At 64.5% G+C, this 22,272-nt stretch carries 25 protein-coding genes; 10 read left to right on the plus strand and 15 right to left on the minus strand.

Annotated features, from left to right (window positions below; translation table 11 throughout):
- Positions 1–93 precede the first annotated feature (93 nt).
- Complete coding sequence (locus ACQP2U_RS14935; protein ID WP_433715198.1) at positions 94–657, minus strand: YdcF family protein; 564 nt, start codon at positions 655–657, stop codon at positions 94–96.
- Between the two features lie 213 nt (positions 658–870).
- Complete coding sequence (locus ACQP2U_RS14940; protein WP_433715199.1) at positions 871–1,275, minus strand: peptidase inhibitor family I36 protein; 405 nt, start codon at positions 1,273–1,275, stop codon at positions 871–873.
- Positions 1,276–1,472: 197 nt separating this feature from the next.
- Between ACQP2U_RS14940 and ACQP2U_RS14945 the strand changes: the two genes are divergently transcribed.
- The gene (locus ACQP2U_RS14945) at positions 1,473–2,039 is read left to right on the plus strand and encodes a hypothetical protein (RefSeq protein WP_433715200.1); all 567 of its coding nucleotides are present in this window, start codon (positions 1,473–1,475) and stop codon (positions 2,037–2,039) included.
- Positions 2,040–2,314: 275 nt separating this feature from the next.
- Positions 2,315–4,516: an RNA polymerase recycling motor ATPase HelR gene (gene helR / locus ACQP2U_RS14950; protein WP_433715201.1), complete on the plus strand. Its 2,202-nt coding sequence runs from the start codon at positions 2,315–2,317 to the stop codon at positions 4,514–4,516.
- A 162-nt stretch (positions 4,517–4,678) separates the two neighbouring features.
- On the opposite strand, the gene ACQP2U_RS14955 is transcribed toward helR, so the two are convergent.
- Positions 4,679–5,038 (minus strand): hypothetical protein, encoded by a 360-nt coding sequence (locus tag ACQP2U_RS14955; RefSeq protein ID WP_433715202.1) that lies wholly within the window; start codon positions 5,036–5,038, stop codon positions 4,679–4,681.
- Between the two features lie 125 nt (positions 5,039–5,163).
- Between ACQP2U_RS14955 and ACQP2U_RS14960 the strand changes: the two genes are divergently transcribed.
- On the plus strand, positions 5,164–5,628 hold the full coding sequence (locus ACQP2U_RS14960; protein ID WP_433715203.1) for a hypothetical protein: 465 nt from the start codon (positions 5,164–5,166) through the stop codon (positions 5,626–5,628).
- A 150-nt stretch (positions 5,629–5,778) separates the two neighbouring features.
- Here ACQP2U_RS14960 and ACQP2U_RS14965 read toward each other — a convergent pair whose 3' ends face one another.
- Positions 5,779–6,309, minus strand: a complete 531-nt coding sequence (locus ACQP2U_RS14965; protein ID WP_433715204.1) for an anthrone oxygenase family protein — start codon at positions 6,307–6,309, stop codon at positions 5,779–5,781.
- Between the two features lie 86 nt (positions 6,310–6,395).
- Between ACQP2U_RS14965 and ACQP2U_RS14970 the strand changes: the two genes are divergently transcribed.
- On the plus strand, positions 6,396–6,971 hold the full coding sequence (locus tag ACQP2U_RS14970) for a TetR/AcrR family transcriptional regulator (protein ID WP_433715205.1): 576 nt from the start codon (positions 6,396–6,398) through the stop codon (positions 6,969–6,971).
- 172 nt (positions 6,972–7,143) lie between these two features.
- Here the strand turns inward: ACQP2U_RS14970 and ACQP2U_RS14975 are convergent, their stop codons facing one another.
- A complete protein-coding gene (locus ACQP2U_RS14975; RefSeq protein WP_433715206.1) occupies positions 7,144–7,734 on the minus strand; it encodes a hypothetical protein in 591 nt (196 codons plus the stop codon).
- A gap of 186 nt (positions 7,735–7,920) precedes the next feature.
- Here ACQP2U_RS14975 and ACQP2U_RS14980 point away from each other — a divergent pair, with 186 nt between their 5' ends.
- Positions 7,921–8,697, plus strand: a complete 777-nt coding sequence (locus ACQP2U_RS14980; RefSeq protein WP_433715207.1) for a response regulator transcription factor — start codon at positions 7,921–7,923, stop codon at positions 8,695–8,697.
- A 223-nt stretch (positions 8,698–8,920) separates the two neighbouring features.
- Here the strand turns inward: ACQP2U_RS14980 and ACQP2U_RS14985 are convergent, their stop codons facing one another.
- The 3 genes from ACQP2U_RS14985 to ACQP2U_RS14995 form a co-directional block, all read right to left on the minus strand.
- Positions 8,921–10,036, minus strand: coding sequence for a CBU_0592 family membrane protein (locus tag ACQP2U_RS14985; RefSeq protein ID WP_433715208.1), 1,116 nt, complete (start codon positions 10,034–10,036; stop codon positions 8,921–8,923).
- Positions 10,037–10,713: 677 nt separating this feature from the next.
- The gene (locus ACQP2U_RS14990; RefSeq protein WP_433715209.1) at positions 10,714–11,934 is read right to left on the minus strand and encodes a hypothetical protein; all 1,221 of its coding nucleotides are present in this window, start codon (positions 11,932–11,934) and stop codon (positions 10,714–10,716) included.
- Positions 11,931–13,064 (minus strand): HesA/MoeB/ThiF family protein, encoded by a 1,134-nt coding sequence (locus tag ACQP2U_RS14995; protein WP_433715210.1) that lies wholly within the window; start codon positions 13,062–13,064, stop codon positions 11,931–11,933. The genes ACQP2U_RS14990 and ACQP2U_RS14995 overlap by 4 nt, the downstream gene beginning before the upstream one ends.
- Positions 13,065–13,775: 711 nt before the next feature.
- Between ACQP2U_RS14995 and ACQP2U_RS15000 the strand changes: the two genes are divergently transcribed.
- The gene (locus ACQP2U_RS15000) at positions 13,776–14,054 is read left to right on the plus strand and encodes a hypothetical protein (RefSeq protein ID WP_433715211.1); all 279 of its coding nucleotides are present in this window, start codon (positions 13,776–13,778) and stop codon (positions 14,052–14,054) included.
- A 95-nt stretch (positions 14,055–14,149) separates the two neighbouring features.
- On the opposite strand, the gene ACQP2U_RS15005 is transcribed toward ACQP2U_RS15000, so the two are convergent.
- Positions 14,150–14,836: a PPOX class F420-dependent oxidoreductase gene (locus ACQP2U_RS15005; RefSeq protein ID WP_433715212.1), complete on the minus strand. Its 687-nt coding sequence runs from the start codon at positions 14,834–14,836 to the stop codon at positions 14,150–14,152.
- Positions 14,837–15,403: 567 nt separating this feature from the next.
- Between ACQP2U_RS15005 and ACQP2U_RS15010 the strand changes: the two genes are divergently transcribed.
- Positions 15,404–15,544 carry a hypothetical protein gene (locus tag ACQP2U_RS15010; protein ID WP_433715213.1) on the plus strand — a complete coding sequence of 47 codons (141 nt, stop codon included), beginning with the start codon at positions 15,404–15,406 and terminating at the stop codon, positions 15,542–15,544.
- A gap of 307 nt (positions 15,545–15,851) precedes the next feature.
- Here the strand turns inward: ACQP2U_RS15010 and ACQP2U_RS15015 are convergent, their stop codons facing one another.
- From ACQP2U_RS15015 to ACQP2U_RS15030, 4 genes are all read right to left on the minus strand, one after another.
- The gene (locus tag ACQP2U_RS15015; RefSeq protein ID WP_433715214.1) at positions 15,852–16,328 is read right to left on the minus strand and encodes an LOG family protein; all 477 of its coding nucleotides are present in this window, start codon (positions 16,326–16,328) and stop codon (positions 15,852–15,854) included.
- Positions 16,329–16,443: 115 nt separating this feature from the next.
- Positions 16,444–16,596, minus strand: a complete 153-nt coding sequence (locus ACQP2U_RS15020) for a hypothetical protein (protein ID WP_433715215.1) — start codon at positions 16,594–16,596, stop codon at positions 16,444–16,446.
- 52 nt (positions 16,597–16,648) lie between these two features.
- Positions 16,649–17,197 carry an Imm21 family immunity protein gene (locus tag ACQP2U_RS15025; RefSeq protein ID WP_433715216.1) on the minus strand — a complete coding sequence of 183 codons (549 nt, stop codon included), beginning with the start codon at positions 17,195–17,197 and terminating at the stop codon, positions 16,649–16,651.
- 112 nt (positions 17,198–17,309) lie between these two features.
- Positions 17,310–17,852, minus strand: a complete 543-nt coding sequence (locus ACQP2U_RS15030) for a GNAT family N-acetyltransferase (protein ID WP_433715217.1) — start codon at positions 17,850–17,852, stop codon at positions 17,310–17,312.
- Between the two features lie 61 nt (positions 17,853–17,913).
- On the opposite strand from ACQP2U_RS15030, the gene ACQP2U_RS15035 reads away from it, so the two are divergent.
- Complete coding sequence (locus tag ACQP2U_RS15035) at positions 17,914–18,549, plus strand: class I SAM-dependent methyltransferase (protein WP_433715218.1); 636 nt, start codon at positions 17,914–17,916, stop codon at positions 18,547–18,549.
- 90 nt (positions 18,550–18,639) lie between these two features.
- Positions 18,640–19,032 (plus strand): hemophore-related protein, encoded by a 393-nt coding sequence (locus ACQP2U_RS15040; RefSeq protein WP_433715219.1) that lies wholly within the window; start codon positions 18,640–18,642, stop codon positions 19,030–19,032.
- 17 nt (positions 19,033–19,049) lie between these two features.
- On the opposite strand, the gene ACQP2U_RS15045 is transcribed toward ACQP2U_RS15040, so the two are convergent.
- Complete coding sequence (locus ACQP2U_RS15045) at positions 19,050–20,234, minus strand: sensor histidine kinase (protein WP_433715220.1); 1,185 nt, start codon at positions 20,232–20,234, stop codon at positions 19,050–19,052.
- Positions 20,231–20,887 (minus strand): response regulator transcription factor, encoded by a 657-nt coding sequence (locus ACQP2U_RS15050; protein WP_433715221.1) that lies wholly within the window; start codon positions 20,885–20,887, stop codon positions 20,231–20,233. Before ACQP2U_RS15050 ends, ACQP2U_RS15045 begins: the two co-directional genes overlap by 4 nt.
- A 151-nt stretch (positions 20,888–21,038) precedes the next feature.
- Between ACQP2U_RS15050 and cqsA the strand changes: the two genes are divergently transcribed.
- On the plus strand, positions 21,039–22,271 hold the full coding sequence (gene cqsA, locus ACQP2U_RS15055) for an alpha-hydroxyketone-type quorum-sensing autoinducer synthase (RefSeq protein ID WP_433715222.1): 1,233 nt from the start codon (positions 21,039–21,041) through the stop codon (positions 22,269–22,271).
- Position 22,272: the final 1 nt, after the last annotated feature.

The raw sequence follows: 22,272 nt of genomic DNA on the forward strand, positions 1-22,272 counted from the left end.
CCGCCCGCGTGTGCGTCGCGGTTCTTGCGGTGCGGGTCATCTCGGCGATGATGACGCATTCGATCCCACGCCTGTCGAAATTGCCGATCGAGGTCAACGGCTGATGCCATCGCGCGGGCTTTTGCGGACACGTGAGCGGGAGTCCTTCCACCGGCCGTAGATCGCCACCACTGGCTTTACCAGCATCCACTCACCGAACCGATAATCCGCGCCCCGCACCAGACGTGACGCCAACTCCGGGCGCTGCTGGGCGAGATACTGTCGCGCCTTCTCGGCATGGAGGGGAATCGAGACGATTTTGATCCGATCGACGTCCTCCAGGTAGGGGATCGCAAAACTGATGTTCTCCCAAGTAGTGCGGCTTTGGTCTTCCAAAACGAGCTCGCCGCGGTACCCGCGGGTCTGCGTGGCGTATCGGGCCATCAGAGCAGCCTCGGTCCGCGGACCCGCGCACGCTCCTCCGCAGAGCACGAGACGAGTTCTGACCGCGGGGTCGATGGAACGCAGACCGGCACGCACCCGCCACCGGTTCATGATGTTCGCGCGTTGGCCCGCATTGCGATAGCCGAGAACCACGACGGCTTCGGAGGCACCCTTAACCGAACCCACCAGTCTGCGGGATGCGCGCCAGTTCTCCCACTCGCCCCACAGCAGCACGAGTACGAGACCGGTCGTCGAAAGCCAAGTCCGTTTCCGCACGGGATTCAGCCAAGCACAAGGCTTTCGAAAGGCCGGTTCGCGACATGGCTTTTCACCGAGATCTCGGCTGCGCCCCCGAGATGGTCCGTTGGAATTTCGGTTGCGTCCCCGGGGCCGTGCGGACGCTGTGTGTGAGTGCGAAGTTACTTCGCACTCACACACCGGCGCGATTCAGCGGCACATCTCGACCGCGTCGGCCTTGTTGTCCGCGCTGGACGGCAGGGTGCCCCGAGCGTTGTCCGGGACGGATGCGAGCAGCTGCCAGCGCTCGCCCGTCCAGTTGTACACCGCGACGGTTACCCCGGTGCGGTTCCAGTACGAGGTCAAACGGTCGCCGACGCCACCGTTGCCGATGTCGTGCAGAAAACATTCCGCGTTGTACTGAAAGAGCATGTCGCCGGTCCCGTTGGCGCCGTCCCAGCCACAGAACTTTCCGCCAGGGCAGTCGTAGCTCGGTGTCGCCGATGCCGGGGCGGCCGAGATCATCGCGCCACCCGCCACTGTGCCGAGTGCCAGCACGGCCGCGGCGAGCGGAACCAGACGGCGAATGGCGTTGGCGCGGTAGGTGAGTTTCATGGTGATGTCCTTCGTGAGTATCGGTGTCGGCCTTGCGAGCGGCTTGCCACCAACTCTGTGCCGACACACCAACGACCGACCAACGACCGACTAATCGGCCAGATCAGCGGGCTCAACACCTACTCGGATCGAGTGGGATACATTGCTGTGCAAGATCGACGCGGCTAGTTGTCCCCGGGTCCTTCTACAATCCCGGCGTGACGCTCAACCTCGCCGACCTGGTCGGCTACACCGATCGCGACCTCGACACCGATCTTGCCCGTTGGTTTCCCGCTGCCGACCTCGTCCAGGTTCCCGAGGAAACCCGGCCGGTGGCACCGTTTCTCGCGCGCCTGGCTGCTGCGGACGCGGCGGCGCTGGCCGCGTTCGATCGTCGGGTGCGCTCGGGCAAGCTGGCGCAGTTCTTGGACATCTTCGACTGGTCCTACGGATTCGATTTCGCCGGAAATGACTGCGGCATCGTTGATTCGGACTACACGACCGAGTTGACCGACGACGATGTGTACTCGATCGGAGCGGACGGCGGCGGCAACCTGTATGTCGTCCGCACCAATGGTCAAGTGGCCGTATGGTTCCACGAGGAGGAGGTGCTCGAAGCCGGCACCCGCTTCGACAATCTCGACGTCTTCCTCTGGTCGTTCGTGCGCTACCGCGCGGTACGCGCCGGGAAGCTCGCGCTCTCCGACATCGAGCCGGACTTCCTGGCCCTCGGCCAAGACGGCGCACTCGAACCGAACCTCGGTCTGCTCAGTCTCATGAAGTAGGGCACCTCCCCACGGAGCAGACATCCCCCGCCGTATTCAATCTATAGCGCACCCGGGGGCTTGCGGCAAGCCCCCGGTCGTGCCGCAGAATCACTGGCCGAAGCCAGAACCTGCGGAAATGGGAGTCACGAAGTGCGTGTGTTGCTGTCGACGTATAGGTCGCGCGGGGACGTCGAACCGATGGTGGGACCAGTGGCCCCTACGCCGCTGCCCGCCGCGCTCGGTCGAGCAGCACATTCCGAGTGAATTCGTCGAGCCAGGAGAAGGAGGGGAACTTGACAACGCGAGAGTATGAACTCGAATTGCAATCCGAGCAGAATTATGTGGCCGAGCTCTATACGCGACTCGACGCCGAACGCGCGCGAGTGAAGGCCAACTACACCGCCGCGCTGCGCGGAACCGGCGGCACACCCATGGAACGAGATTTCGAAGTGCGCGCGCTGGCCAAGGAGGCCAAGCGGCTTGACGTGGCCGACAACGGGTTGTGTTTCGGCCGGTTGGACAGTGTTTCCGGCGAACATTCCTATATCGGCCGAATCGGCATCTTCGACGAGGACAACGAGTACGAACCGCTCTTGCTCGATTGGCGGGCGCCGGCGTCGCGCGCGTTCTATGTCGCGACCGCCGCGACACCGGAGAACATGCGCCGACGCCGCCAGTTCCACACGCGCGGACGTCGAGTTGTCGAATTCACCGATGAGGTGCTCGGCCGCCCGAGTGATGGCGAGCGAGGGGACGCGGCCTTGCTCGCGGCGGTCAATGCGCCGCGCGGTGCGGGCATGCGCGACATCGTGGCGACGATCCAGGCCGAACAGGACCAGATCATCCGGCTCGACCACCCAGGGGTGCTGGTGATCGAGGGTGGCCCGGGCACCGGCAAAACGGTGGTGGCGCTGCACCGCGTCGCGTACCTGCTCTATACCCAGCGCGAGCGGATGGAGCGCCACGGTGTGCTCGTGGTCGGGCCGAATCCGGCATTCCTCAACCACATCGGCCGCGTTCTGCCGTCACTGGGCGAGACGAATGTCGTGTTCATGACCACTGGCGATCTAGTGCCCGGTTTGCGCGTCACCGCCGAGGACGCCCCGGCCGCCGTGCGGCTCAAAGGCTCGCTGAAAATCCTCGACGTGCTCGCGGCGGCCATCGCCGATCGGCAGCGGGTGCCGGAGCATCCGGTGCAGATCGAACTGAAGGACGTCACTGTGCGGATCGACACCGAGACCGCGGAATGGGCACGGGAGGAGGCACGCGCGAGCGGGCTGCCACACAACGAGGCCCGCTCGGTGTTCAGCGAGATCATCACGTATGTGCTCACCGAACGAGCCATCGCCAGGATCGGCCGTGGCTGGCTGACCCGCGAGGACCGCGAAGCATGGGAGAACCTGCGGACGGACCTGGTGGCCGAGCTCGCCGACACCGACCAGTTCACCGCCGCACTCGACGAACTCTGGCCGATACTGACGCCGGAAGCATTACTGGCACAGCTGTATTCGTCCCAGGAACGGTTGCGTGCGGCTGGTGCGGACCAGTCGCTGTGGCGCGCCGATGGTGCGGCCTGGACGGTGTCGGACGTGCCGCTGCTCGACGAATTGGTCGACCTGCTCGGCCGCGACAAGGCGGCCGACGAGGCCGCCGCACGAGCCGCCGAGCGGGAACGCAAGGCCGAGGCCGAGTACGCCGAAGGCGTGTTCGACACTCTCATCGCGCGTGAGGACCTGAACGACGACATCGGCCTGCTCGCCCAGGACATGCTCTACGCCGAGGACCTTGCCGAGCGCTTCCTCGAGCGCGACACCCGTGAACTCGTCGAACGCGCTGCCGCGGACCGGGATTGGACGTATCGACACGTGGTGGTCGACGAGGCCCAAGAACTGTCCGAAATGGACTGGCGGGTCCTGATGCGGCGCTGCCCTGGCCGGTCCTTCACGGTGGTAGGCGATCTCGCGCAACGCCGATCGGTGGCCGGAGCGACCTCATGGGAGATGATCTTCGAGTCGTACGTGCCCGGGCGCTGGGTCTACCGGTCGCTGTCGGTGAACTACCGCACCCCTGCGGAGATCATGACCGTCGCCGCCGCACTGCTCGCTGAGTTCGCCCCCGGAGTGCAGGCGCCGGAGTCGGTCCGCGCGTGCGGTGTCCGGCCCTGGTCCAAGCAGGTTACCGAGGATGAATTGCCCACTGCCATCGCGGAATTCGTACGCGACGAAGCCGATCGCGACGGCACCAGCATCGTGATCGGCCCGGCGGGTGTGCCGGGCACGGTGCCCGCATCGGAGACGAAGGGGCTGGAATTCGACGCCGTCCTGGTTGTGGAGCCGGAGCGGATCCTCGCCGACGGCCCGCGCGGCGCGGCCGAACTCTACGTCGCCCTGACCCGTGCCACCCAACGCCTCGGCGTGCTGCACCAGGGGCCATTGCCGCAGGCGCTCACTGGACTCGGCACACCCGCTCCGGCTGGTGATCGAAGTTCGGCGTAACCATTTCGGGTGCGATCCCGGATGCGAGACCGGGGCCGCCGTCGACGGTCGTGCCAGCGGACCGATGCACGCTCGTCGGCACATGCGGACAACGAATGATGCTGGCTGCCAACCGATCTGCGGATAGGCGAGTCAGACCACCGCATTCACAGATGCTATCGATCACTGTCCGAAGGAGTAACGAAGATCGGCAAACAGCAGCTGGTTCAGGCGACGGCGGAGGTGTCCGACTTTGCTCTGGTCAGGCGGTTGCCCGTATGCCAGCAGCGTGAACCGCAGCGATGTGCACCCGCCGGCGACGGCCGTCAGGTCGAAACGCACTTGGTCGTTGGGCCTGCTCGGCCACAACGATGACCACGCGACCGTTGCGGGTTCATCGGCGTTCAAGACCATCGGGTCCACTTCGTCTGCCAGCAGGTTGAGCCAGGGGCGTGCGCTCGGCTGCCTGGGCTCGGTCAGCGACTTCCAGACCGTGTATGGCGGTGCGGGCAAAGTCCGCGACCTGGAACCGATCTCCTTCATCCGCGGAGCGTACGCCGCCGCAGCCGCCGATTATGCACTCCATATCGACACCCTAGCCAGCTGGAAACGACAGCAGCGCGCCGAATCGACCCGCGGGTGGGCTGCCGATTGCAAGAATCGGGCCCATGTCTTCTGGTGTGGTTTCGACGTTGGTAACGGGTTTGATGCCCTTGCTGGGCGCTGGTCTCGGTGCATCGGCAACGCTTCTGGTGCAACGGAATTCGGCGCGCGAGGCGAAGCTCGAGTTCCTCGCTGAAAGTCGCCTGGCGCATCGGGAGGAACTGAAGTCCGCCATCCTCGACTACTTCGAGACCGCGCAGCGACTACAGGGAGAGCTCGATGTCCGAGAGCGAGGCGGCGCTCCGGACGACATGAAGCGCATGATCGAGAGCGTCTGGCTAGCAGAGAAGCGGGTCGAGCTCATCTGCTCAGATGCCTTGCGGGACCGGGCGGTCGCCCATGCCCGGGGGCTGCACGACGCTGTGCGCGCCCCTGTGGCTTACCCCGATTGGTGGGCACATTGTCGGCCACTTCAATCCGAGTTGATATCGCAAGCAAAAGCAGAGCTCGCGCGCAATCACGATTGGTGACCTGACTCGAGACCACCTCGTACCATTCCGCGCGGTTCATTCTGCTGGGCAGAGGGCCCCGAGCAGCCGCCATCGAGCACGTGGATACGTCGAATGATGCTTGCTGCCATGAAAATCCGGGAGCATCGACCGGCGTTGGCGGACAGTGCGTCACGGGGTCGCTACGGAGACGTCGGCCGAGGGTTCGTCCGCGGCTGAGCTCGAGCGCGGGGCCTCGTTGTGGGGCCGCATGGCGCCGACGACGACCGTGATCACCAGGATGAATGCGAGTAGTGCGCAGCCGGTTCGGGTGAAATGGAACAGTTCCCAACGCCGCAGGATGTCGGCATAGTCGCTGGGCGGGGCCCCCACGGCCCACTGCTTGATCTGCTGGTTGATCGGTACGTTCCCGAAGCGGGTCACCAGGAAGGAGAGGAATGTCAGCGCCGAGGCGCCCGCCGCGATCCACCGCGGCCATGACCTCGACAGCACCGCGAGCACCAGCGTGCTCAGGACAGCGAGCCCCATCAGCGACTGCATCACCGGCCCGTTGACCCGCATCAGCGCGGTATGAAAGGTGAACCGAACATCAAGGGGCACTTCGCGAAACGCGTACAGCACGTTCACCGCGCCGTACCCGAACGCCCCGGCGAGCAGGCCGGGGAACAGCAGTGCCGCGGCCCGAACGGATTTCGACAACATCGGAACTCCCATCTCGATATCGCAACATCGAGTTGCGATAGGGTCAGCATGCCCGTGTTTCGCCGATATCGCAACAAGGAGTTGCAATGAGTTCTGCCGCACCCCTCGGACGCGGACCGAAAGTACGCGCCGCCGTGCTCGCCGCGACCGTCGAGGAGCTGAGCGAGCACGGGTACGCCGCGTTCACGGTCGAGAACGTCGCCCAGCGGGCCGGTGTGCACAAGACCACCGTCTACCGGCGGTGGGCCGATCGGGATGCCCTGATCGCCGATGCGCTGGCCGAGAGCGTCGAAGCGGAAATCCCTATCCCTGAGACGGGTTCGATAGAGGACGACCTTCGCGCGTTGGCGCGCGGTCTGGTCGCGTGGATCGGCAGCCCGTCCGGTCGGGCGGTCCTCGCCGTCATGCTCTCCAATGCGGCGCCACCCGACCGAACGCGCCATGCCTTCCGCGACCGCATCCGCAAGGCGCTGCCCGTCGCGACGCGTGCGGTCGAACGCGGCGAACTCCCCGCTGGCACAAACCCTGTCGAACTGATCAAAACGCTCGTGGCGCCGATCTATTTCCGTGTGCTGGTTACCCGTGAGCCGGTGAACGACAGCACCGCCGACGCGGCTGCCGCGGTGGCGTTGACCGCGGCGCGCGCCGGTCTGTTCGGCTGAGCCCGGTCGAAGAAATCGGTTGTCGGAATGGTATCCATCCGGCCGCTGTCGACCTTGATCGACCAGCTTGCACGCAGCCGTACGAAGTCTCTGTCACGGACTGTCGTGCCAAAGGTCGCTACAGGAGATGGCTGCCAGTCGACAGCGAGCGGATGGGGTGTCGAAAGATGCGTCAGTAGTACGGCGCATAGCCTTCGACGCGGACGAGGACATAGCCTGCGCTGTAAGCGGAGTCGATGGTGGTCTGATCGACTGCGGCGATATTGTCCTGGCGCGCTTCGCTCCAGAACTGATACAGCGGGCGTGTGCCGGGCTCCTGGCTGGTGTTGATGTATCCCTGAATGCCGATGTGGGTATATCCGGCACTGTAGGCGGAATCGATACCTGCCTGTGTCGCTGTGCTGAAGTTGTCCTGGCGGCTGTTGCTCCAGAACAGGTGCAGCGGTACGGTTCCCGGCTGCTGGGTCTCGTAGACGAAGGCTTCCTTGCGGATGGGCAGGTAGTCGGCGCCGGTGGCGCTGTTCTCGTCGTTGCGGTTGCCGGTGGTGAAGTTGTCGCCGCGGTCCGGATTCCACCAGGTGTAGAGCGGGTACAGCGACGCAACGTCCGCCTGCGCGGCGGCTGCGGCAGTGAGAGTGGTCCCCGCTATGCCTGCGGCAGCCAGGAGCGCGGCCGCCGAGATCGCCAGCCGCTGACGACGGGAACGTGCATCTCGGTGCGCCCCCGATATCGAGCCTGTTGTTACCCTGATCCGTCGCATCATGATTCTCCCCTTTTCGGGTCTTCCGACACCTACGGCCTCGAATTTCCTCGAAAGCGCTTGTCGGTCAACTGGTTACGTGCAATACAACGGTAGTTTTCGCGCCGCGCCGACTGCTATACGCAGACTTGCGTATAGCGGTCTTGTCTTTCGGCTGATATGCGAGATCTGTTGGTGGACAATGCAGGAGTGTCCGATCGGCCGGGTGGGGTTGCCAAAAAGATTCACGACCTAGCGCTGGAGATCATCACCGAGAAACAGCCGGTGCGGGTCTGGCCGCTATTGATGCACAGGTTGACCACCGACCTGCCATGCGACCTGGCCGTGCTGGTCGACTTGAACTGGAACGCAGGCACCGGTCACGCGCTCACCGGTGCCCCGGACTGGTTGCACGAGGCCCCACTGGACGCACTCATCCACGCGCACATGCGATCCCATCCCTTGCTACGACACTATGCAGGCACTCGGGACCTGACACCGCTGAGCATGGACGAGATCGCCGACGACCGCTGGTGGAAAGGAGAGGGGTATCGCGCCGGTAAGGACGCCATCGGTATCGACCGCCAACTCGCTTTGCCGCTGTCCGCGCGGCCGGGCCGAATCCGAAGTGTCGTCATGAGCCGCAGCGGTGTGGGATTCAGCGATCGTGACCTCGAATACGCCGTGCTCGCCAGATCACTGCTCGACACCCTCGAAGCCCACGAGACCGTTGTCATCGCCTACACGGGACCGGGGGACCCCACCGAACACAAGATCACTCCACGCGAACTGGCAGTCCTGACTCTGCTGTGCGAAGGCCTGACCGCTCGTGCCATCGGCACCAGACTCGCGATTACCCAAGCGACGGTGTCCAAGCACACCGAGAACATCTACCGCAAACTCGGTGTGCGCGACCGCATCTCGGCATTGCGCAAAGCGCAGAGTCTCGGTCTCGTCCCACCCCACCAGTTCGCGGAATCCGAGTAGCTCCAAGGAACACCCTGGGCGCTGTCGAAGTTCGCGCGCACCCGCGGGGCGAACATTTCGGCGTCCATCAAATGGCTGCGCAGGAGTAGCACGGTGGGCCCGGAACCGCCATGGCGAACTTGCCGACGAGTCGTTGTCGGACCGGCGGGAACATCCCCGACGCCCCGTCGATGGTCGAGGTAGCAGCCGTCCTATCCGTCGGCCTAGTCGGCGACAGATGCGATCAGAGGCGAGCGGGTGACGCGTCGGCTCGACGGATCGTGTCGTACATCTGCCGAATCATATCGGCGGCGCACGGCACCGATGAGGGACATTCGGGCGGGAGGCTCTCGAGCACATCTCCGGCGCGGAGGTACATGTGATCGTACGGGTCCAGGTAACGATCGTCGGACCATCGGTTCACGACGGTCGAGTATCGCCGCAGCAGTACGATGTCCGCGCCGGCTGCGTCGGTGCCGCCCGGACGCCCGCTCGGTGCCTTCAGCCAATGTATTTCGGCCAGTAGTAGTTCGGGCAGCAGTACCTCGCTCATTACCTTGTCCGAATCGGCCCCACCGTGGCGGGTGTATTCGTCGATCACGGCCAGCGACTGGGCTATGGCCGACACTTCTTCGTAGGTAGCGCTGGACATCCACGGATGTATGCCCAAACGTGTTGTGCGGTCGCGCATCTCGGCATAATTCGGCAGACTGCGCCTGCGGCCGGAGAGAAGACGTCGCCAGCGCGGCGTGTAGACCGTTCGGGCGATGTCGATCAAGATCGACCACCACAGATCGAAATTCTGTTGGGCATGCCCGGCCGGCTCCACCGCACCGTGTCCCACGGGAAGGGGCATTTCGATTATCTTGCGGCGCAATTCGGGGTCGGTGAGAACGTCGAAATCCGCCCGCACCCCGTTGTCCCGCAGGAACGTCAACGCCCACCAGATGACGTGCGGTTGGAGCCACTGCCGTCCCTGCGAGGTCGCGTACGAATTGCGCAGCAGGCGAATGAGACGCTGCGGGTTACTCAGTTCGTCACCGATCAGCGTTACCGACCTGCTCGGCCGCATCGATAGCTCGGCAGGACAGACTGTGGGCCTGCTGGTAGCGCTCGCGCGCCCAGCCCGTGCGCCGAAATTCTGCTGGCCCAACGAGATTGTCGATACCAGTGCCCAGGTGCCTTCGAGTAGCAGAAAACCCCAATTGTGGTCGGCATAGGCGATAGCGGCGAGTATGGCGCTGCCGACCGCATTGGCCGCGAGGTAGGAGATCTTGGTGTCGTCCACCAGGCCGGCTTGGGCGGCGGCGAACGCCGCAAGCAAAAGCAGAGCTCCCAGGACCTGCGGGACCTGGCTCATCGGCGCGCCTTTCGAGCGACACTGTCGCGCCGACACCGATCGGATGGAGGAAACTTTTCGTTCATGGTCGCCGTTCTCGTCCACGAGATGAAGTCCGCAACAATGTTCCGAGATTCGGGGGCAACCACGCATCGGTCGGTACCGGCCGGTTTGCCACTAACTACCTATCGCCATGGCCCTGCCGCACAGTCCACACTCGTACCAGCGCTTTCGCCGGTCGGGATCGCCGACAGGATTAGGTATCCGCGATGCATCGGTAGGCAATCGGGCCGACAGCGGTGGAACGCGCCCGGCCCGCGCCCACGCGGTCGTCCATCAGATCGAGGCAATCCGTAGTCGGGCCGCGTCTGCGGAAACCCTTTCGGGCCCGGCCATTTGGACCAGCACGGCTCCGATCAGCGGCAGTACTGCGCCAGCCGATTGCGTCCGGCCCAGTGGCTCGTAGACGCTGGGGCGGCAGCCGTGCGCCACGCTCTGGACCCTGCTCGGGTGGCGCGCACCGTAAGCAGCGGCAACCCAGCCGTCCGCAGGGCTACGTGAGCGGATGACCCGGGCAGACGAGTCCAGCGGGGTCTGCCCTCCTGCACTGATCGCCCAGCCATTCCTTTACCGGTACGGGTGTGCTCCAGGTGCTGGTGTATTCGGTGGCTGCGGTGGATCGCGAGAGCACGGTACCGTCAGCGACGTTGTTCACGACGCCTTCGCCACCATGTCACCGCCCAGAGAGTGTGCACTGTGCCAAGGACGAGGAGGACGACGATGCTGTCCAGGTTGGTCGTCATCGGGTGTTCCGGGCCGAGTCGGGTCACGGCGCGGGAGATGAGTGTGACGTCGGCGGGTATGGTGAACGCCGCCATCGAGGCCAGGCAGAGCGTCGTGCCGAATACCAGGAAAGCGCTGTAGACGCGCGCTGCGCGACGTTCGTGTTCAGGCAGGTAACGGCTGGGGTCCTGCAGAGCCTGCCCGCGCCCGGTAATGGCACCCCACAGCCGATTCCCTCTGTAGCGCGCATACGCCTTGCCGTCGCCGAACAGGTCGCGGCAGCCAGTGAGGTCTTGCAGGATGAAATAGACGTCTGTACGCATGAACACCAAGAACTGGAACGGCAGCGCCAGCAACGCCAGCACCATAACCGCGGCCAGGATCTTATGCGTTGTTGTGGTCTCGTCGGTCACCGCCAGCAGCAAGGTCGCTGTCGCGGCGACCGAGAGATTCACCGCCATGCCAGCCGAATAGGCTGTCAGTCGATGCCTGCGCGAGGCGATTTCGATCCCGCTGATATCGGTCTCGGCCACCAGAAATTGCAGCCGCGTGCCCAGCTGGATCCGAGCGTGGACGCCCGTGGCCCGTGCGGTGACAAAGTGCGCAAGCTCATGGACGAAGACCAACGACCAGCCGCCGACGAAGCCGACTGCCAGTACGAGACTGCCCGGCGGGGTCCAGAGCAGGTCCTGGAAGCTTGGCAGCAGGTCCGGCCGCACGGCGAGTGCCACCACTGCCGCCAGCATCAAGCTGCCGAACAACACCGGCAGAACCGGGCTCAGCGCGAATCGGACGTGTTCGGGGCGCACTCGGGGAAACGACGCGGGCTGCGGCACCTCGGATGGCACGGGGTGGTGGTCGATCTCGGCCACGAAGCCCAGCGCGATCAGTTCTCGGACGAAAAACAGGACATCGAACTCGCAGCCCTCTTCGTCGGCCAGACGTACTTCCGCCTGCTCGACGGTGAGCCCCGCACCGAGCAGGTCGATCGCGACCGCGCCCGCCTTCGGAAGCGCCACGAACTGGCGGGTCTCGAACCGGCCCACGATCCATTCCCCACGATCCGGGCGGGTCGCCAAGTCGTACAGGCGGATCCGGCTCGCCGGCAGGATGTCGGCCACGGGCCGTTCGGTCACAGAGTATCCCCGCAGGAAGGGCAGTCCGGTCGGCGTGGGTATCGCTTCAGGACCGATAGACCCGGTACAGCGAGGTTCACGCCGTACTGGAAGCCTGGCTCGACCGGCGGCGCGCCGGTCAGCACGGCGAGTGCGAAGTGGGTGAGCAGGTTGCCCGTGATAGCGGCGGACACGACGTTGGCGGGCTGCCAGGGCAGTCGCGGCCCGAGGCTGTCCAAAGGCACGTCCGAGGGGAGGCGCATATCGGCCTGCTCGATTTCCTGATCGTGCAGACACTCCCAGCATGGCCCCTTACCGGGGACGTAGGCGCCCGTCGAGGTGATGGGGCCGTGATAGCCGCCGGTCACCCAAGGAATGCCCGCAGCCAGGCAGACGCGGTTCGCCCATCTGCGGATCGCGCGCGGCTGGTCGGCGCAGAGGGCGACGAGGTCGTATCCGGGCCGGAGCAGGTCGGCAATGTCGGCCGGTCCGTCGACCTGCCGCCGTTCGCCCGTGACCTCGACATCGGAGTTCAGGGCGCGCAGATGCGCCATCGCGGCGTCGACCTTGGCCTTCCCGATGTCATCCTCGCGGTAGAGGACCTGCCGATTGAGATTGGACAGTTCAACGGTGTCGGAGTCGACGCAGTGCAGATATCCGACGCCTGAGGCGACGAGCCCTTGCGCGACGGCTCCGCCGGTGCCGCCGACGCCGATCAGGAGAACCCGGGATCGGCTCAATTCGATCTGGATGTCCCAGGGACTCGAGCGGGGTGTCTGGTCGAGCCAGTGGAAGAACGCCATGCCGCGCGAGTAGCGTTCCAGCTCACGCTCGGACAGCTGAGCCGGAACGGGTACGCCGGCGTCCTCGACGAATCCGGCGTCGAGGAGTTGCTGCATAGCATCGGCTACGTCAGCATCCGGCACATCCCCATGGCCGGACTTCACCACGGCCAGCACCTCCTGGGGTGACCGGGTTCCGTCCAGCGCCCCGACCAGGACCCAGACCCAACCGTCCGGATCTTCGATCTCCGCACCGACGCCATGGACCGTCGCGCCGATCCTGACATTGCCGTCCACGGTGACATACGGGACATGCTCCGGTTTGACCCGCGGACGCACCATGCCCGAGACGCGTATTGTGCTGTCCATCAAGGGGACTCCCGATATCGGACTCGCTCGCCGAGGTGCGGCATCGCCCGCTGGCCAACCAGGCAGGGTGCGCCTTCCACCCGACTCTCCGGATGGAAGGCGCACCCTGCGGTGACGTCTACGCGCCCGACGCCGAGGTACTGCCGGTCGTTTCCTTCTTGTCCAAGCGCCGGATCTTGATCACGACGCGATCCTGGGTGGTCGGCTGAGCGGGTGCCTTGTCTTTGGACTTTTTCATGAGCTCAATTCCTCGCCATCGAATAAGTGCACAATATCGAGGTCCACTATTCATGTGCACATCGAACAGGTGCACAACATTTACGTGTACAACGTTGAGGTACGTAGCGCCGTACTGTCAAGCCCTGCTTGTGCGGTCGGTCTGGAATCCGGTGAGCCACTGTGAGTCTCGACCTCGCACGAAAGTTGTATTTCGTTGTGCTGCAAGAGAGTTGATTTTGGAATAGTTGTCGCCGGTACTGGATAATGTTGTGGCCGAGGCTGTTTCGGCTTGGCGAGCGGGTTTCGACGAGGTGTTCGCGCGGGTAGCGGGGGTGTTCTATCGGGCAGAGTCGCGATGGTAGGCGCGGGCGTATCTGACGGTGTTGCTTGCGCCGGTGGAGCACAAGAATTCCTGGCAGCTGGCCGACGCCGCCGGCGTGGTGGAGCCGGACGGTTTGCGGCATTTCCTGAACCGGTCACGCTGGAGTGCTGATGAGCTACGTGATCGTGCGCTCGTATGTGGCCGAGTCGTTGGCCTGCCCCGATGGGGTCCTGGTGTCGGATGAGACCGGGTTCGTCAAGAAGGGCACGAAGTCGGCCTGGGTTCAGGGCCAGTATTCCAGCACCGCGGGGCGGGGCGAGAACAGTCAGCTGGGGTGTTTTTGGCCTACTCCGGCCCGCACCCTCACCCACGCACTCGCCGCCTCCCGCTGGCGCCGACGCCACCAAACCCGCGTCCGACAAACCAGATATCATCGACAACGACTGTGACACAACGAAATACAACTGTCGTGCTAGGGCGCGCCGAGCGAAACGAGCCCTCGAGCCCGCGCCGCATGCCCCCAAGGGGGCACGGTCGTGACCATCTAGTTGGGCGTGCGACTGGTGAAATCGAAGGAGCCGCTGTCGATGCCCCAGGAGATGATTCGTTCGGGATGGATCCGAATGATCGAGCGCTCCTGGGGAGGGAACGGCGGCTCCTGGTCGTCGAGCGCCTCGGCCGTGCCGCGCACCTCGATGCCGCGAATAACATACGGGTCCAACGAGACCTGCTGGTCGACGACGAACGACACCCGACTGCCCGCCTCGACGTTGCGGTACTTACGGCTGTTGCGCATGCGCATACCGCCGATGTCGATGGTGCCGTCGGCATTCACCCGATAGCTGGTCGGGTTGTTCTGCACGACGCCGTCGGGCGATACCGTGGCCAGCCGACCGATCCCGGCCTCCGCGAGGAACTGCTGCTCATTCGTAGTGAAAGTCACCGACGAAGCGTAGCGGGAAGCCTCGGCAGCGCCCTCACCTCTTCCCAGAAGTGGTTCATGTCGGGCATTCCCGGTCAGATCGCGGATCAGGACGTCGAATGTGGGTGCATCTGGCCAACTCGGTTTGGTGATCCCGACGCGGGTCCAACCCCAGCTTCGATACGCTCGGTAGGCGCGGTCGTTCTCCGGTTCGACCAAGAGGGTTGCGCGTTGCTCGGGTCGGTTGTTCAGCAGCTCGTCGTGCAGGGCTCGGGCAAGGCCTTGCCCGGTGTGGTTCGTGCACACCATGATTTCGGATAGTGCGAAGGTGCGGGTGCCGTCTTCGGTGGTGAAGGCGTCGCGGTCGGTGATGGTGCTGTCTGGCCGAAAGTTCTTCCACCATGCCGCATTTGGGCCGAGCGTCCATCCCCATGTTTCGTGGCTGGGATCGAAGTGGCCGGTCGGCGACGCTTTAGGGGCACCCGGGTGTCGGGTGCCTGATCTACAGCTACGGGGAGGGATCGTGGCGAATTCGAAACTGCCGCAGCGATATCCATTAGTAGGGCCGCCAGTGGCATACAGCGGTGCGACGGCCGAGATGGTCGAACGGTTTGCGCGGGCCGTTCGCGAGTGGGCCGGACAGTCTGGCCACACGGCTCGCCGAGGTATCGAAGGCGCGGCAGATGCGCATGGTGAGGGGGTGTGATGCGGCGAGATCGGTTGCGTACTACGCAAAATCAGGATGGTTGCAAGGTTGCGATGTGGCGTTTGGTCGGATGTTCGGCTCGGGTCTTGCGTGTGCGGTTCACTTCCGAGTCGTTTGCCGCGTACTGCTTGCCGTCCCGCGCACCGATTGCGCGAGTGCAACACGGAACGGTGATATTCGATCCGTATCCGGATTTGGCCGCCGCGCGGGAGTTGCTGCCCAAGCACGGTGATCTTTGGGACGCGCTTCGCGACGACTACTGGGCGGCGCTCATGAACTGCAAGGACTTGCCGAATTCATTGGAGGCGTAGGGCAGATGTACGAGTTAGCTTCCATCGTGGAGAGATCGCTCCGTCTGTACGCGCATTGCTCGATGCTTTCCACGAAGAAACCCATTTCAAGCTCGATCTCGCCCCCGCCCATAGCAATCCGGTCTACGAGCGCATCGCGGATGGCTGGCTGTGTCGAGTCGACGAAGACGGTTGGCTCTCTGACCTAGACATGGACGTCGAGGGTGTCGATTGTGGGTGCATCTGGCCAACTCAGTTCGGTGATTCCGACGCGGGATTGCTTGATCGTTTCCGGTATTCGTTGGACGAGACCTGTGCGCGGGGCCTCTCACGCCTCGGCGAGGGCTATTCGGACTGCAGCCTCCGGACTTGATGCAACGATAGCTGCCTCGACGGGGTTGTCTTCGGCGTCGCGAATCTGCCAGCCGCCGACCGTAATCACCGGAACGCCGCCACGACGATTGGCGAGGGCGAGTTCGGACAGGGTGCCCCACGAGCCGCCGACGATGATCACCGCGTCGGCGGACCAGACCAGAATGGCGTTTCGGGCTTCCCCCATGTTGGTGTAGAGGACCGCGGATAGGCCGTCGCAGATCCCGTCCGGATCGGTATCGGGCCGAACGCCGATGACGAGTCCGCCCGCAGCGGAGGCTCCTTCAGCGACAGCGGCCATGACACCGCCCCCGCCGCCGCACAACACGGTCGCACCCGCTTCGGCGAGGAGCCTTCCGATATTGCGCGCGTTCGCCGCATCGGCGTCGGTGCAATCGCGAGGCCCGCACACGGCGACCTGGGTCGGTGGCACTGTCACTCCTTCTTGCTGGCCTGCGCGGTGTAAGTGGTGAACAGGTTAATCCGGTCCGGAAGTTCGTGGGCGGTGCGAGTAGTGGGCGAGATCGCCGACGTCTGATCTGCTGCCCTCAGCACGCGTTCGACAATCGGTGTTGTGCGCAGTTCCCGGGCAGCTCGAGGAAGCGAGTGATCCGGGCACCGGCTGCTTCCAAGTCACCGAGGCCGAGATGTGCTCGGGCGGTGTCGAGTTCGGCGGCTGCGATGAACTCAGGCGGACTCATATCGGTGAACGCCGTCGAGGAGATATTGTCAAGACCTGTGGATCGGGGAGTTTCAGGCGACCTCCGTTGGGATGGTGTCGTTGAGGTGCTTGCCGGCGGTTGGCTGGAGCTGAACGAGGATCATCCAGTTGTCCGGGTCCTTGATGTAGGTCGCCCGGACTCGGTAACGCCCTGGATCAAGGGCGATGCGGAACTGGTTGTCGAGTTCGATCTCAGCTCCCGGCCAGGCCGAGTCGAAAAGCATGACGGGCTCTCGTATTTCCCAGATGAGGTCTTCGTCTTGATCCCATGTGATGTGTTCTTGTAATGCTTGCCGCGCTGCGGCGACGAGTTCTTCTTCGGAGTCTGCCGCTGCCCATCGCAGGAACACCCGCTCGGCTGGGAGATATGTCGTGCGAGCGGGTTCGTCTCCAAGGACCAAGGCCTGCTGAGAGCCGATCGTCACCAGGCCGATGTATCCCTCAACCGAGCAGGCTCGGCCGTAGTCGCCCCAGGTCTCCAGAGATCCTTCCAAGTCGGTTGCACCGCCCCAGTGACCAAGTTCTGATTCGGGGGCGATCAGCAGGGGGCCTCCGGCGGACTCGACCCAGGTGTAAAGCATTACGGCTCACTCTTTGTTCGTCTGTCTGTCGGTTTCTTGTGCCGGTAATTGTCAACGACGTGGATCCTGAGTTTCAGGCGACCTCCGCACCGGTGGCTTCGGCCGGGTCGGTTCATGGTTCGGGTGTGATGTCGTGGGGGCGTTCGAGGAGTTTGCCGTTCTTCGGCGGGGATCCGATCTCCTTGACGTAGCGGTGAGCGGGAACCGATACGGGCCCATCGGGCCCAGGGGCCTGGTGGCTGAACAGTCCCTCATCGACCCACCCGTTGCGCGTGTAGAAAGCGCGGGCTCGGGTGTTGCCCGGAACTACCGCCAGCCAGGCGCGGGAATGACCGCAGCCACGTATGCGCTGCTCGGCGGCATCGAGTAAGGAGGCGGCGATTCCGGTGCCGCGGTGGTGGCGGGATAGATAGACCTGGTCGACTTCGTCGTCGAGGGTCATGACGAAACCGGCTACCTGGTTGGCGATGATCGCGACAACGGTGTCGTCGATTCGCTCCGCGGCGCGTATGCCGAACGATTCCTGGGGCCGGACCGCGATGAGTTCGTCGGGAACATTGCCGCGGTGGGCATCGCGCCAGCCTTCGTACCAGATGGCCGCGATGGATTCGGCGTCCTCGGGCCGGGCGAGGCGCAAGTGCGGGGAATCGGTCATCAACGCAATGTAGTCCGGCGAGGGTTGACATGAACCCTGGTTGAGGTTGAAGGCTGGGGGTATGAATCGACCGGCTGAATTCTGGAATGCTGCCTATGACAACGGATCCGCGCCGTGGGTGATCGGGGAGCCGCAGCCCGCGGTGCTCGAACTCATCGAGCAGGGGTGGATTCGGGGTGCGGTGCTCGACGTCGGGTGTGGTGCCGGTGAGCACACCATTGGGCTGACCGAGCTCGGTTATGACGTGCTCGGAGTGGATCTGGCACCGAGTGCGATCGCTTATGCCAGGGCAAATGCACGCGAGCGCGGGGTTGCCGCGCGGTTCGAGGTGGCCGATGCGCTGAGTCTCGGGGACGAGCCCCGCTATGACACCATCCTCGACAGTGCGCTCTTCCACGTTTTCGCGCACGACAACGGCGATCCGTCCGAGTATCTGCGCAGCCTGCACCGGGTCCTGAAGCCCGGTGGGTATCTCCACATCCTCGCGCTCTCGGATGCCGAACCCGGCTTCGGCCCGCGCATCAGCCGCTCCGCGATCACCGACGCGTTCGGTGCGGGCTGGGAGTTGCAGGACCTGGCGGTCGCACGCTACCGGGGACGCGTCAGCGAGGCGGTCGTCGAGGCGCAGGAACTCGGTCTCACGCCGGGCAGCATTGTCGACGAGGCCGCCTGGCTCGCCCGAGTGCGCCATTCCTAGCGCTGTGCAAACACCGACCCTGGTGAACTGTGCATCGGGTCGCGGCACTGCCTGCCGTGATCCGATCGCCAATGGAAAGGGTCATTTGTCATGACATACACCCGTACCGGATTCGTGCGAACAGCTGTTGCGCTCGGCGGTCTGCTGGCGGCGGGGGCGCTACTGGTTCCTGGAACCGCTTCGGCGCAACCGGGCGTCGGCGGCGGACTGATCGAGACGACATGCAGCTTCGCGCAGGTGGATGCGGCCATTCACGCCGAGGCGCCCAAGTTCGCCGAACGTCTGGACAGCCATCCCGATCGCAAGGCGAAGCTGCAGGAATTCCTCGGGCTGCCGGTCGAGCAGCGCAAGCAGCGCGCCCAGCAGTGGCTCGATAACCACCCGAATGCGCGGACCAAGATCGAAGAGAAGCGCAATTCCCCCGAGGGCCAGCAGAAGATCGACAAACTGCGCCAGATCGCGAACACCTGCCATAACTACTGAGTCGAACGCGGGCGGCGCTATCCGGCGTCGCCCGTTCGGTTCTCGATGGTGACCGTGACAGTGAGTCCGCCCTCGGGTCGCGCGGTCGCCCGGACTTCGCCACCGTGCGCGTGCGCGACCGATCGCACGATCGACAGCCCCAGCCCGGCGCCCCGGCTGTTCGGTGCATGCGCTGATTCAGCCTCCCTTTCGCCGGTGGCCAGTCTGCGGAAAGGTTCGAAGAGTCCGTCGACTTCGAAGGCAGGCACTACCGGGCCAGTATTCTCCACGACGAGTTGGGCATTGCCTCCCGTGCTCACGGATGTGATCGAAACCCAACCGTTTTTGGCGACGTTGTAGCGAATCGCGTTGTCCACCAGGTTCTGTGCCAGACGTTCCAGCAATACCGGATCACCAGAGACCCGAGCCGATTCGATATCGGTGCGGATCTCGATACCGGCCCGGTCGGCGGCATTGCCCGCGACAGCGACCACCCGACGGACCACCTCGGCCAGATCGACCCGACTGCGCTCGATGAGCCGCTGCTCACTGCTCGCGAGCACCAGCAATCCGTCGATCAGCCGCTCGTGCCGACTGTTGACCTCCAAAAGCGTTACCCCGAGCCGACGCGTCGACTCGGGTGCGTCGGGATCGTCCAGCGCCACCTCGATCAACGTGCGATTGATGGTCAACGGTGTGCGCAGTTCGTGTGAGGCATTGGCGACGAAGCGCCGCTGACCGTCGAAGGCGCGATCCAACCGCTCCAGCATGGCGTCGAAAGTGTCTGCCAGATCTTTGATCTCGTCTTCGGGTCCGGTCAGCGCGATCCGCTCGTGCAGGCTGCGATCGGCCACGCGACGCGCGGTCGCGGTGATCTGCTGCAGCGGATGCAACGCCCGCCCGGCCAGCAGCCACCCCAGTCCGCCCGCGACGATCCCGATCGCACCCAGGCAGACCAGCGACCAAACGAGCATCGCCTCCAAGGTGTCGCGGCGCTCCTTGGCGGCCTGCGCGGTCAGCGCCGCGTACAACTCCTCGGTGACGATCGGCCGGTTCCGCTTGGCCAGATACTCGCGCACGAGAATCTGGGCACCCATGCCGTGTCGCCGATCCAGCGATCGGTCGAGATAGAAATACATCAGCGCGACCAGAATCGCCCCGGCGATGAAGAACGCGCCCGCGTACAGCAGGGTGAGCCGGAGCCGAATGGTGCGGCCCCTCATCGGATTCGATACCCGACGCCCGCTTCGGTCTCGATCACCGGCGGATCGCCCAGCTTGCGGCGCACCATCATGATCGTGTATCGCACCACCCCCGTGAACGGATCGATGTTCTCGTCCCATGCCTTCTCCAATAACTGCTCGGCCGACACCACCCCGCCATCGGCGCGCAATAATTCGGCAAGTACCGCGAACTCCTTGCGCGACAAGGAAACCGGCTCGCCGTCGCGGGTGACGGTCAGGCGATGCGGGTCGAGCCGAATCCCGGCTCGCTCCAACACCAGTGGTGTCGCGGGACGCGCGCGCCGCCCGAGCGCCTGAATGCGGGCCACCAATTCGGAGAATGCGAACGGTTTGGTCAGATAGTCGTCGGCACCCAGTCCGAGCCCCGCGACCCGCTCGGCCACCGCCGCGGCAGCCGTCAGCATCAGGATCCTGGCATCGCTGCCCGCCTCGGTGAGCGAGGTGCAGACGGTATCCCCGGATACCTTCGGTAGATCGCGATCCAACACGACCACGTCGTAGTCGTTCACCGCGACTCGCTCCAGCGCATCCGCGCCGTCGTGCACAACATCGACCGCCATCGCACGCCGCCGCAGCCCATCGGCTATCGCCTCGGCCAGCAATCGTTCGTCTTCGACCACCAGTACCCGCATTCGACCATCGTGCCCGTTGTCGCTGTTAGGGCGCTGTTAGGGCGACAGATGCCGCGTCGAGTTCGCGATTTCGGCGCATCCGGCGATGCGGAGTGATTCAATCTGCTCGGTGTGCGCTCTGTAGTAGCTGATAGCAGTGAAAGGAGTTCAGATGACAATGTCGGTTGCCGACCGCATATTCTTTCGCGTCAACCGATTCCATAGGGAACGGGTCGCGATCGCATGGGGCGGACGGCATATTCTGCACGGTCGTAAACCGCGGCCGGGCGACGTCGTGCTGTCCAGCAACGACTATCTCGCGCTTGCCCATGAGCCGCACGTCGTCGGTGCGATGTGTGCGGCGTTGCAGTACGCGAGCGGGGGAGCGCCGCCATCGGGCGCTTTCCTACACGGTGTCGACCATCCGCAGATCGCGCTGGAAACGACGCTTGCCGAGCATATGCGGGCGAAGGGCGGAATTCTGTGTCAGTCGGGCTGGGATGCGAACGCCGGCCTGATGCAGTCGATCGCCGATCCGCATACGCCGGTCTACATCGATCACCTTGCGCAGATGTCGCTGTGGCATGGTGCGAAAACCGCTGGCGCGCCGGTATATTCGTTTCGCCACAACTTTCCGGGCCATCTGCGCGACGAGATCCGCAAACACGGACCCGGCATCGTCGCGGTGGATTCGATCTACAGCAGCAACGGTAGTCGCTCTCCGCTGACCCAGATCTGCGATGTCGTCGACGAAACCGGCAGCGTGCTCGTGGTCGACGAATCGCATTCGCTCGGCACCGACGGACCCTACGGTGCGGGCATGGTGGTCGCGCTCGGCCTCACCGATCGAGTGCCTTTCCGGATCGCCAGCCTCGCAACGGCTTTCGCGGGACGCGCCGGATTCGTCGCCGCGAACAATATCGATTTCGTCGACTACTTCAAGATGGAATCCGATCCCGCGGTGTTCTCCGCGACACTGTTGCCACACGATGTCGCGGGTCTGGCCGCGACGCTCGACGTGGTTCGCACCGACGAATGGCGGCGGGTCCGGCTGCGCGAGATCTCCGCGGTCGTGCGGCGGGCGCTGATGGCGTTGGAATTCGATCTGGAGGGCTCGGCCAGCCATATCGTCGCGCTGCAGACCGGTTCGGATGAGCGCACCAGCGCGATCCGCGACTTCCTGGAGGCCCGCGGCGTTTTCGGTTCGATCTTGTGCTGGCCCGCCACCGCGCCCGAACACGCGCGCATCCGCTTCTCGTTGCATGCGGGGCTCACCGATATGCAGGTGGAGCGGTTCATCCAGGTGTGCGCCGAGGTGCGCAACAACTTCGGCGCGATGGTGCCGCTGCCGCATGAAAGGCCGAGGCCCGCACCACCCGCAGCGCAACTCGTGCCGACTCTGTGAG

The sequence above is a fragment of the Nocardia sp. CA-084685 genome, from assembly GCF_050955785.1.
GTDB lineage: Bacteria > Actinomycetota > Actinomycetes > Mycobacteriales > Mycobacteriaceae > Nocardia.